Source organism: Limnofasciculus baicalensis BBK-W-15, from assembly GCF_024178385.1.
Classification (GTDB): Bacteria; Cyanobacteriota; Cyanobacteriia; order Cyanobacteriales; family Coleofasciculaceae; genus Limnofasciculus; species Limnofasciculus baicalensis.
The window spans coordinates 1-10,484 of record NZ_JAMZMM010000173.1 but is presented as its reverse complement, the minus strand read 5'-3'; the positions used below and the strand labels follow the sequence as shown (position 1 = coordinate 10,484).

Below are 10,484 nucleotides of genomic sequence, written 5' to 3'. Positions count from 1 at the left end.
AGAGGTGAGAGGTGAGAGGTGAGAGGTGAGAGGTGAGAGGTGAGAGGTGAGAGGTTAGGGGCTAGAGCGCCAGTTTTGACTTTTGCGATAAGCTCCCATTCCCCATTCCCATCTCAAAACAAAAAGCGCCCTCCAAAAAGGAGAGCGCTTGATTGATTTATTTAGTTATGAGAAACTCAGAATCATCTTTGAGATTTTACCGAGCTAAACCTTAACCATTGATAACTGGAGCAGTTAGAGCAACAGGGGTAGATTCCACAGCAGCTAAATCTAAGGGGAAGTTGTGAGCATTACGTTCGTGCATCACTTCAAAACCTAAGTTAGCGCGGTTGAGAATATCAGCCCAGGTATTGATGGAGCGACCTTGTGAATCCAAGACTGATTGGTTAAAGTTGAAACCATTCAGGTTGAAAGCCATGGTGCTAACGCCGAGAGCGGTGAACCAGATACCTACCACAGGCCATGCACCCAAGAAGAAGTGCAATGCGCGGCTGTTGTTGAAAGAAGCATATTGGAAGATTAACCGACCGAAGTAGCCGTGAGCTGCAACGATATTGTAGGTTTCTTCTTCTTGACCGAACTTGTAACCATAGTTTTGTGATTCCACTTCAGTGGTTTCACGAACTAAGCTGGAGGTAACCAAAGAACCGTGCATCGCAGAGAACAGAGAACCGCCGAAGACACCAGCCACACCTAACATGTGGAAGGGGTGCATCAGAATGTTGTGTTCTGCTTGGAACACCAACATAAAGTTGAATGTACCAGAGATACCCAGAGGCATACCGTCAGAGAAGCTACCTTGTCCAATCGGATAGATGAGGAAGACAGCGGTGGCAGCGGATACTGGGGCGCTGTAAGCGACGCAGATCCAAGGACGCATTCCTAAGCGATAGGAAAGTTCCCACTGACGACCCATGTAGCAGAATATTCCCAACAGGAAGTGGAATACTACTAACTGGTAAGGACCGCCATTGTAGAGCCACTCATCGAGTGAAGCTGCTTCCCAAATGGGGTAGAAGTGTAAACCGATAGCGTTAGAAGAAGGAACAACTGCACCAGAGATGATGTTGTTTCCGTAGAGCAAGGAGCCAGCAACAGGCTCGCGGATACCATCAATGTCCACAGGAGGAGCAGCGATGAAAGCGATGATGAAGCAGGTAGTGGCAGTTAAGAGAGTTGGAATCATGATGACTCCAAACCAACCCACGTAGATACGGTTGTTGGTGGATGTAATCCACTCACAGAACTGATCCCATACGCTACCGCTTTCGCGACGTTGTAATGTAGTTGTCATGGTTCAGATGATAGCAATGATGTATTTATGATGTTTGGCTGCCCTTTCGTGACCGCCTGAATTTATATTAACGCCTTTGTTTATTTTTGTAAAGCATTTTGTAAATATTTTTTTTTTACCTTTGTCTATGTCAGATTACCGTACCATTACCTACAGCCCTGCTTATACCCTCGTCCCTACCTACGAGTGCTTTAATCGCTGTACCTACTGCAATTTTCGGGCTAATCCCGGCGACAGTCCTTGGTTAACTATAGAAGATGCAGAAGGAAGGTTAAAACAGCTTCGGCATCAGGGTGTCTGTGAAATTCTCATCCTCAGCGGTGAAGTCCATCCTCAGTCGTCGCTGCGTCAGGCTTGGTTTGAGCGGATTTACGCTCTCTGTCAACTGGCTTTATCTTTGGGATTTCTACCCCATACCAATGTGGGAATCCTCAGTTTTGCCGAAATGCGATCGCTCGGGCAAGTAAATGTATCAATGGGATTAATGCTGGAGCAGCTCACCCCCAATTTACGGCAAACCGTTCACCGTCATGCTCCTAGTAAAGTACCAGAGGTGCGACTCCAACAGCTAGCATGGGCAGGAGAATTAAGGATTCCCTTTACAACAGGGTTACTTTTGGGGATTGGGGAGAAACCAGAAGATTGGTGGGAGACGTTGGATGCGATCGCACAAATTCACTGTCATTATGGTCATATCCAAGAAGTCATCCTTCAACCTTATAGTCCAGGGAGTCAAGAGAGTTGGGATGCTTCTGGTTTCGATCTATATAAGTTACCGGATGTAATTGCCAAAGCCCGTCAGATGCTCCCATCCGATATTACTCTGCAAATTCCTCCTAATTTAGTCCCAGACTCTCAATGGTTACTGGCTTGTTTAGCGGCGGGTGCTAGGGATTTGGGGGGAATTGTGCCAAAAGATGAGGTTAATCCTGATTATCCTCATCTTCATCTACCAAAATTAAAGGAAATTTTACAGTCTGCTGGATGGAAGCTTGTGCCTCGCTTGCCAGTTTATCCTCAATATCAGTCTTGGTTGCCTTCCAGGTTACAAGAATCTCTTAGGCAATAACAGAATAAAATCGTGAATAATACGGACTGAGTTTTTATGGGACGAGATGCACTCGTAGTTGGTATTAACCAGTATCCTGTCAATCTTGTTCTAAGGCAAAATATAGAGTAGCCCTCTTGCATAGGAACAGTAACTGTGTCCGTTCAGCTAGACCAACCTGACTTCAATCGACTGACCCGAATTGTGCAGAAATTATCCGACTTTGCCAACGTGCGCGATCGCAGACGCTTAGTTGCAGGAGCGTTAGAAGGCGTACCCCAAACAGATGTTATCCTAGCACGGCTAGATTTGGATGGTGCGCCGATGGGTGTTTCCGTGGAAGTGGTACGCTTGTTGTCGCAATTTGGACGGGTGGCTTATGGTAAAGAAGCTTTGGCAGTCTTCCTCAACTACATTCAGCCTTTTACTGGCGATGAAGATTCAGACTTCATCCTAAACCTATTTCAGAAATACCCCCTCGATACTCCAACAAGTCCTAGTCGTCTAATCGATCGCTGGCGAGGAACGGACAGTTTAGCAGATGTGCAAGAAAAGATTATTGGGGAAGATACTTTACGCCACATTTACATTTTGAACCTGGCACTTGAGGCAGAAAAAGCGGTGGTTCACCTGCGGACTCCAAAGGGAATGGGTACGGGTTTTGCGATCGCACCCAACTTATTAATGACTAACAATCACGTCATCGCAAATCGGGAGCAAGCCGAACAGACTGAATATACCTTCAATTATCAGCTAGATATCAACGGCAAAGAATGCCCGATTCAGACGGTTCAGGCATTACCGGAAGGTGCATTTTATACCAATGGTGAATTAGACTACACGGTAGTCACTTTGAAAGATGCCCCTAACTTTGGCAATCCCCTCATCCTCAAAAGCAAGCAAATGCGGCAAAATGACCGTGTAGCCATCATTCAGCATCCGGGCGGACATCTGAAGAAAATATCAATGCAGAATAACTTTGTCGCTTATGCTGATAATAACGTAGTGCAATATACCACTAGCACTTTACCCGGATCGTCAGGATCGCCTGTGTTTGATGATGAATTTAAAGTGGTAGCAATTCACCACAGTGGTGGGGATTTGACTGAACCGAGTACGCAGCGGCGTTATTTACGCAATGCAGGTACGAGTGCGATCGCGCTGTTAAATGACCTAAAAAACAATGCACCGGAAATTTATGCTCGTTTAGCAAAGTAGTTAGTAGATGGCGATCGGTACCAACACGATAGAACAATTATTACATCTGTTTAGACCTATTATGCAAAGCGAAAGCGAGCGTAAAGGATATTTAATGCGATCTCTTGGCATAAGTACACCTGTATTAAATCGCTTGGTCTTCAATCAACCTGTGGATCGCTTTATCACAGATATGCTAAGAGAACTGGTAGCTTTTAGCGAAACTACTCCTGGTCAACCTGCACTTTGTGCATTGTTACAAGTAATTCGTGAAGATGTGGGCGATGATGTAAAAGCGCGCATTGATGAGTTACATCAACAGATTCAAGAAGAGTTAAAACAACCCGAAAATAAATATAATCAAAACCTAACTTGGCAGTGCATTCGGACGCTCGCCCAACACTCTGATACAGTTAGCTCAGTTGCCATTAGTCCAGATGGAAAAATTCTTGCCAGTGGTAGTCTCGACAAAACCATTAAGTTGTGGAATTTAGAAACAGGTAACTTACTAGCCACGCTAGTAGGACATTCCAGCGCGGTTTTGTCTGTTGCCTTTAGCCCGGTTGGACAAATACTTGCCAGTAGCAGTAACTTGGAACTTCGCGATGGCTGTATCAAGCTGTGGGATGTAGAACCTGCCAGACTTAGACAAACGCTGGGTGGCGGGTTGATTAATTTGCGCGTGAACAGTTTAGCTTTTAGTCCCGATGGACAAACGCTAGCAAGCGGTCACGCAGAAGCAAAAATTCGACTTTGGCACTTGGGAAGCGGACAACTCCGACAGACGTTGAAGGGACATGGATGGGACGTGAATTCCCTGGCTTTTAGTCCCGATGGCAGATTTCTCGTCAGTGGTGGTTTAGATGGTGCAATCAAGATTTGGAACTGGGGAACTCGAGAAGAAGTTCGTACCCTCAAACGACCTCCTCGTTCAGAGTGGATTGGTTCGTTAGTTTCTTGGTTTGACTCTTCTGTTGGTTCGATTTGGTCTGTAGCGGTGAGTCCTGACAGAAAGACTTTTGCCAGTGCGGGTTCTCAGCAGCCAATCGAGTTGTGGGACTTAGAAACTGGGAAGCTGCTACGAATTCTGACGGAACATTCGGGTACTGTTTATTCTGTAGCTTTCAGTGCTGATGGAAAAATCCTGGCAAGTGGAGGCGAAGACAATACAATTAAGCTTTGGAATGTTCTGACTGGGGAGTTGCTAGAAAGTCTCGAACATCTCGGCCCGGTCAGGTCGGTTGCTTTCAGTCCAGATGGACAAACTTTAGTCAGTGGGAGTGCAGATACGACTATCAAGCTTTGGCAGATACATGATTGTTAGGCGATGGCAATAAGTAGCAACATCATCCAAAAATTATTGCCTCTTCTCAGACCCTTAATGGAAGATAAAAAAGAGCGTCGAGGCCATTTGAACAGAGCGCTAATCAATGTATCTGTGCTGAATAGCTTGGATTGGGATATGCCTGTGGATACTTTCATCACCGATATGGTCAAGAAACTTCATGATTTCGGTGAAATCGTTTCTGGCAAACCCGCGCTTTGTGCTTTGTTGATCGAAATTCGTCAATACGTGGGTGTAGATAAGCAAGTACGCATTAATGAACTTATTGTAGAAGTTCAGACACAAGGCGAATTTCTACCCAATCAAACACCGCCTAATTTACTTTTTGACTTGCTACTGCAAATAGACTTTAAGCAGCAAGCGCGGTTAGTTAGAAAAGTTATAGACAGACACCGAACTGCTGCTTTCTTGGTTCATGGTGAACCTTACTGCGGACAGCAACTTTTGGTAAATCGCTTGTTCCGGTTGAAGTCAGAGTGGAAAAAGATATCGCCAATTAAAATAGACGTGAGTCATAACGGTGCGGGTAGAAGTATCTCTCACCTGTGGCGACAGCTAGCATCTTGGTTTCGTTTACCAAAAGATGTTGAACCAAAAGAGATTATTCAAAAAATTTGCGATCGCCTTTTTACTCAAGACGTAATTTTAATCTTCTACACCGTCGATTATATGCCGCCAAAAGTTCTGATGGCGTGGTTGCAAGAATTTTGGGAACCCCTGGTGGCAGAAGTTGAGGAAAATTGCCCTCATAGCGAACAAAATACACATTAGCAACGGTGTAAAAGCACATTTCTCTTCGGCTTCTTTTACACCTTGCGTATAGACAAATTGATAGATCCCTCGATCGAATGTTAATCGACCGATCGTAAACCAATTAGGACTAATGGGGTCTTTCCAAGCTAAGAATAGCGTTTTTGGTGTTTTCAAAGTAGTGTTTCCCTCAAAGTAAATAACCGATGTTTGTTGATTTCAAGAATCGCCCGAGCAAAACCGCTAGCTTCAGGGGAAATGCGCGAGCGATTAATGCGATTAAAAATATTTAAAATATCGGCTGGTGAAATATTTTCAAGCTGCGCCAACCACAGACAAGCGGCTTCGGGATAGCGATGGGCTACAAGCGAGAACGCATCAAAAGTTTTAAGAGTCTTTCGATCTTCAACACTGCCATAAAACGCCGAAAAACATTTGTTTGCATAAGCTTCCGCCGAACGTTTCTGTCTTTGAGAGTCAGATAGATCGCGTCCCAAGCTTGAAGCATGGTCGTAAGTCGGCTAGATATTTTTTTCCTTCTGAAGTCGATGCTGTTTTCATTCGGATAACCCCCCAGTTTTCATGGTGGCGGTCTCCATTGCCAATCCACACATCGAGCAGAAGATAGCCAACAAACACATCGACTGCTCTTCAGAAATACCGCAGCGGAACCGGGAGAGGTTTCAATATTAGTAACCTTAGTCCGTAAGTCCTAATAGATTTACGACCTGCAACCGAATAAGCGATCTAGAGCTAATTGTTTTGACCGCTTCCATTTTCAATACCCCCAAGGGAATTCGAATCCCTGTTACCTCCGTGAAAGGGAGGTGTCCTAGGCCTCTAGACGATGGGGGCTTGCTTTTCACACCTTAATAAGCGTAGCGCAGGTTTTTCTGGATGTCAATAGATTTTGAAATTTATTTTTGAGATTTGGGATTGTCTGGCTTGGGAAAGGAGGTTTACCCCGGTCTGTGCGCTATTTCATGGCAAAAGATGCCATAAAGCATTGTGAGGTAAGACTTGGGGCGGACTATTTCAGTTAAAGAGAGCTTTTTTTGCCAGTTTAAGGCATAATTGGCTTTTTGAGTACTTAAACAAATATTTTCGCATACTAAGTACGGAAGAAGCGATATAGCTTTTACAATCCGTACATAGTTTTAGCCCAATTTGTAGAAGCATTGTACTTCTCGCAACCACGCATAAATTCTCTTACTCGCTCTTGAGATAATTGATTATAATAATTAATTTCCCAAAATTATGACCATCAATATGTGAAATAGGAATTATTAACTAATTACACTAGGATTTCTTTTTCGCCACAGCCAACTCCTCTCGAATTCTGGTTATTTCCATCAACATATCTATCTCTTGTTGAGGAGAGATATCATACTTGGCTATTTGTTGTAATCTATCTTTAGTAGAGAGCTTCATTTTCTCCCACTTTTCAAGAGTTGGCTCGAAATCTTCATCTCCACTACTTTGGCTTATGACTTCTTCAATTTGGACTTGGATTAAATGCTCTAATTCTGAATAACGCCGAATGAATCTAATTTGTCTAGCATCAAAGTTAGATGCGGCAAATATTTGATGGCTGAGGGTAAATATTTCCGATCCTTCTTCACCTAATCTAGTTATTAACTCAGTTTTTATTCCTTCGAGTATGGATTGAGGCATGGGTTTTTCAAATTTACCCTTAAGCTGGCTAATTTTTTCAAACTTTAATAAGTCGGATTGAGTTAATCTAGATAATATATCTGATTCAGTTACTCGTTTTTCGGATGGAGTCTGAGATTCGGTGGGCGGAGATGGTTTAGATTTGGTCTTTTTTTTCGACTTAGGAATTACTATTGGTAGTTCATCTGTTAAATTATTTGAGGGAGCAGAATTAGAGGGTGGTGGCGATACTTGACTCGATTCAATTAGTTGAATTGCTGATTCTGGTGTTATTTGATCGGATAAATTATTTGATGGAGCAGAATTAGAGGATGGTGGCGATACTTCAATCTCTTCAATCAGTCGAATTGCTGATTCTGGTGTTATTTTATCGAAAATTATGGACTGAATTCCGGGTAAATATTTATCCATCATCCTCACATTAGGATAAACTAAGGATTTGATTAGAGCAAAACTGAGTAAATCACTGTGAATCTCAAGGCTAGTTTTGTAACAAATTTCCCCAGAGTCAAAGTCTAATTCAAAGTTACCAATCACCATACCAGAATTAACTCTGGTGATGAATTCTGCTAGAGTTTTACGTTTATTTTTTGGTGCGGTTATGGGACAAATTGAGTAAAATAGGAATTGGCGCTGTTTTTCTCTGGCTTTGGCGTAGCAAGTCCATTTGCCATTTTTACCCTCGAAGGCTAGACGTAAACTTGGTTGTTCTTTAATTTTGGCATAACCCCAATCGTCTTCTGTAAAGAAATTAACCATTGCCTCGAAGATAGTGCGGTTAGCTGGGATATCTTCGGGGATATCTTCATCGGGAATATCTATTAATTCTTCAAATGTGTTGCTAATATCTTCAAGAATTTCTGTCAGGGTATCGGTGGTAGCAGTTAGGGTAGTATCGGCTAATTCCTGGAAGGCTTGGGTGAGAGAATCAAAAGTTTGAGTGAATGTATTTTGGCTCAAATCTGATAAATTGGTATCTGTCCAATCTGAGAAGAAATTAACCATGGCTTCGGTAATTTCTTCGCTGGAAATATTTTCTTTTGTCAGTGTGGATGGATTAACGTAATACCAAAATGTGCGGTATCCGGTTTCACCTGATTCTTGTGGTTGTTTGACTTGCAAGGCAAACCAATTTTCGGTGGATAGTAGGGGGTTTTCGGGTTCGGATTGGCTGATGTTTTGGAGGTAGGTTATTGCTGCATCTGGGTTGGTGATATTTTCTGTTAAGTGGGGGAGTAAATCGGGTTGGAGAGTGGCTTCAATTTCGATGTTTGGTTGGGGTTGGAAGTTCCCGTTGGCGAGGGAACCGCGTAATTCGGGTTTGAGGTTGAATAGGGATTGAGTTTCGATTTGTTGGTAGAGTTGGGGGGTTATTTGGAAGGTGAGACGACATTCAATTGGGGTGTCGTTTTGTTGGATGATGGTGAGAGTTGGGGAGTGGATGGGTAGGGGGCAATGGGTGGAATCTAGTAGGGTTAGGTTGCTGTTTGAGTGATAATTTTTAGTGTAATTGGTCATATTTGCGATCGATGTTTACGAAACGTTTTTTCTATCAATTGAGTTATTCATTCTGTCAAAAATACTCTATGGTGACGCTTAATAGTTTCATACATATCTGGCTGTACTTGATTATAATTAAGCCATAGTTGCCATAGTCTTGGCAAATTTAACAGAGGATAAAAATCTTCTATATAAGAATCTCTTAGATCCAATTTTTTTAGATGCTTCAAGTGGGTTATCGCTGAAATATCGTGAACTGGAGTCCGCCATATCCTCAATTCTTCAAGTTGTAAAGAATTCCCTAAAGGGGATAAATCCTCAACCGAGGTTAAGTTTAAATTCAATATCCTTAGCTGCCGTGCATTATTTAATGCTTCAATTGATTTAACCTTAGTTTCACTTATATCAAGTACCTCTAAATGGGCATTATCCGCTAACACATTAATAGATTCAATCTCACTCTCACTTAAGTCAAGCACCTTTAAATACGCGAGAGCAGCCAATATATTAATATCCTGTATACCAGTTTTACTCAAAACAAGCTCTTGAATTTCATGTAAATTTATCAGCCATGAAAGATCCTCTACTTCACAAGAACCCAAGTTTAAATATCTGAGATTAGATAAAGCCGCTAGCTTGCTAAAGTTTTGGACATCTGTCTTTTTTAAATTAAGTTTTTGTATATTTGGTAATTTTTCTAAAGCGGAAATGTTAGCCACCTCTGTATAGTCTAGATATAGCTCTTTAAGATGTGTAAGGTTAGGCAACCACAAAAGATCAATAATCCAGGAAGAAGAGAGGGATAAACTCTCAATGGCAGGCAGATGGCACAGCGGACTAAAATCCCTAACTGCCGATGAATCAAGATTTAATTTTTTTAAATGATTTAAGCCACCCAGCCCCCTAATATCATTGACTTCTGTATTAAATAAATAAAGTTCTCTAAGTTGAACTAGCTGTTGTAAAGGAGACACATTAACCACTTTTGTTCCTGATAAATTTAAAATCTGGAGGTTTGAAAAAGAAGCTATAAACGAAATATCAGAAATTGAACTGTCTTGGAGACTAAGTTTCTCTAAATTTGGCATTTGTTGTAATGACAACCAATCTTCCAAACTTACTCTTTCTGCTATCAACGTTTTCAAGCCTGTGATGGAAGATAAAGGCGTAATGTCTTCTATTTGATTATCACTAATTGATAAATATTCTAAGGATGGGAGTAAAGCTAGGGGCTGAAAGTTAGTCACTTTTGTTGTATCTATAGAAAGATGCTGGAGTGAGGTGATTTTAGCAATATCATCAACTGTCTCTAATGCTGTGTAGTTCAGTGATAGTTGCTTTAATGACTTGCATGAGGTAAGAGAAGATAAATCCGTTATCTGCATTCTGTCGAGCGATAGTGACTCAAGACTGGTTAACTCTCCCAATGGTAGCAATCCGGCAAATGGCTTTCTACTAATTGCTAAATTTTTGAGTGAATTTAATGAACTAAGAAGGCTGATATCTTTTAGTTGTACTTGTTTTAAGGATAGTGACTCCAACCAGTTCATTTGAGCCAGTGTTTTCAAATCTTTTAAAGGCGTTCCATCTAAATTTAAGTCCTGCAATGACCTAAGTTGTAAATCTGTACCAGTGATGGGGATATTCCCTTATTTGTGAAAATTGCTGATGGGAAT

At 42.0% G+C, this 10,484-nt stretch carries 8 protein-coding genes, 1 tRNA gene and 1 pseudogene; 4 read left to right on the top strand and 6 right to left on the bottom strand.

The window, feature by feature from the left end:
* Positions 1-211 precede the first annotated feature (211 nt).
* Entirely contained in the window at positions 212-1,294 is a 1,083-nt protein-coding gene (psbA, locus tag NJ959_RS16970) for a photosystem II q(b) protein (RefSeq protein ID WP_254012922.1), read from the bottom strand.
* A 127-nt stretch (positions 1,295-1,421) separates the two neighbouring features.
* Here psbA and cofG point away from each other — a divergent pair, with 127 nt between their 5' ends.
* The 4 genes from cofG to NJ959_RS16950 all read left to right on the top strand — a co-directional run bounded on the left by cofG (position 1,422) and on the right by NJ959_RS16950 (position 5,655).
* Positions 1,422-2,363: a 7,8-didemethyl-8-hydroxy-5-deazariboflavin synthase subunit CofG gene (cofG, locus tag NJ959_RS16965; RefSeq protein WP_254012921.1), complete on the top strand. Its 942-nt coding sequence runs from the start codon at positions 1,422-1,424 to the stop codon at positions 2,361-2,363.
* A gap of 135 nt (positions 2,364-2,498) precedes the next feature.
* Positions 2,499-3,560 (top strand): trypsin-like peptidase domain-containing protein, encoded by a 1,062-nt coding sequence (locus NJ959_RS30450; RefSeq protein WP_254012920.1) that lies wholly within the window; start codon positions 2,499-2,501, stop codon positions 3,558-3,560.
* A 7-nt stretch (positions 3,561-3,567) separates the two neighbouring features.
* Complete coding sequence (locus NJ959_RS16955) at positions 3,568-4,863, top strand: WD40 repeat domain-containing protein (protein ID WP_256529344.1); 1,296 nt, start codon at positions 3,568-3,570, stop codon at positions 4,861-4,863.
* A gap of 3 nt (positions 4,864-4,866) precedes the next feature.
* Entirely contained in the window at positions 4,867-5,655 is a 789-nt protein-coding gene (locus NJ959_RS16950; RefSeq protein WP_256529343.1) for a hypothetical protein, read from the top strand.
* Here the strand turns inward: NJ959_RS16950 and NJ959_RS30735 are convergent.
* From NJ959_RS30735 to NJ959_RS16930, 5 genes and pseudogenes are all read right to left on the bottom strand, one after another.
* Positions 5,656-5,811: pseudogene (locus NJ959_RS30735) on the bottom strand (DNA-binding protein); the annotation flags it as partial.
* On the bottom strand, positions 5,808-6,131 hold the full coding sequence (locus NJ959_RS16945; protein WP_254012918.1) for a hypothetical protein: 324 nt from the start codon (positions 6,129-6,131) through the stop codon (positions 5,808-5,810). The pseudogene NJ959_RS30735 and the gene NJ959_RS16945, both read right to left, overlap by 4 nt.
* A gap of 285 nt (positions 6,132-6,416) precedes the next feature.
* Positions 6,417-6,489 (bottom strand) — tRNA-Glu (locus NJ959_RS16940).
* Positions 6,490-6,933: 444 nt separating this feature from the next.
* Positions 6,934-8,826, bottom strand: coding sequence for a type III secretion system chaperone family protein (locus NJ959_RS16935; protein WP_254012917.1), 1,893 nt, complete (start codon positions 8,824-8,826; stop codon positions 6,934-6,936).
* Positions 8,827-8,873: 47 nt separating this feature from the next.
* The gene (locus NJ959_RS16930; protein ID WP_254012916.1) at positions 8,874-10,415 is read right to left on the bottom strand and encodes a leucine-rich repeat domain-containing protein; all 1,542 of its coding nucleotides are present in this window, start codon (positions 10,413-10,415) and stop codon (positions 8,874-8,876) included.
* Between the last annotated feature and the right edge of the window lie 69 nt (positions 10,416-10,484).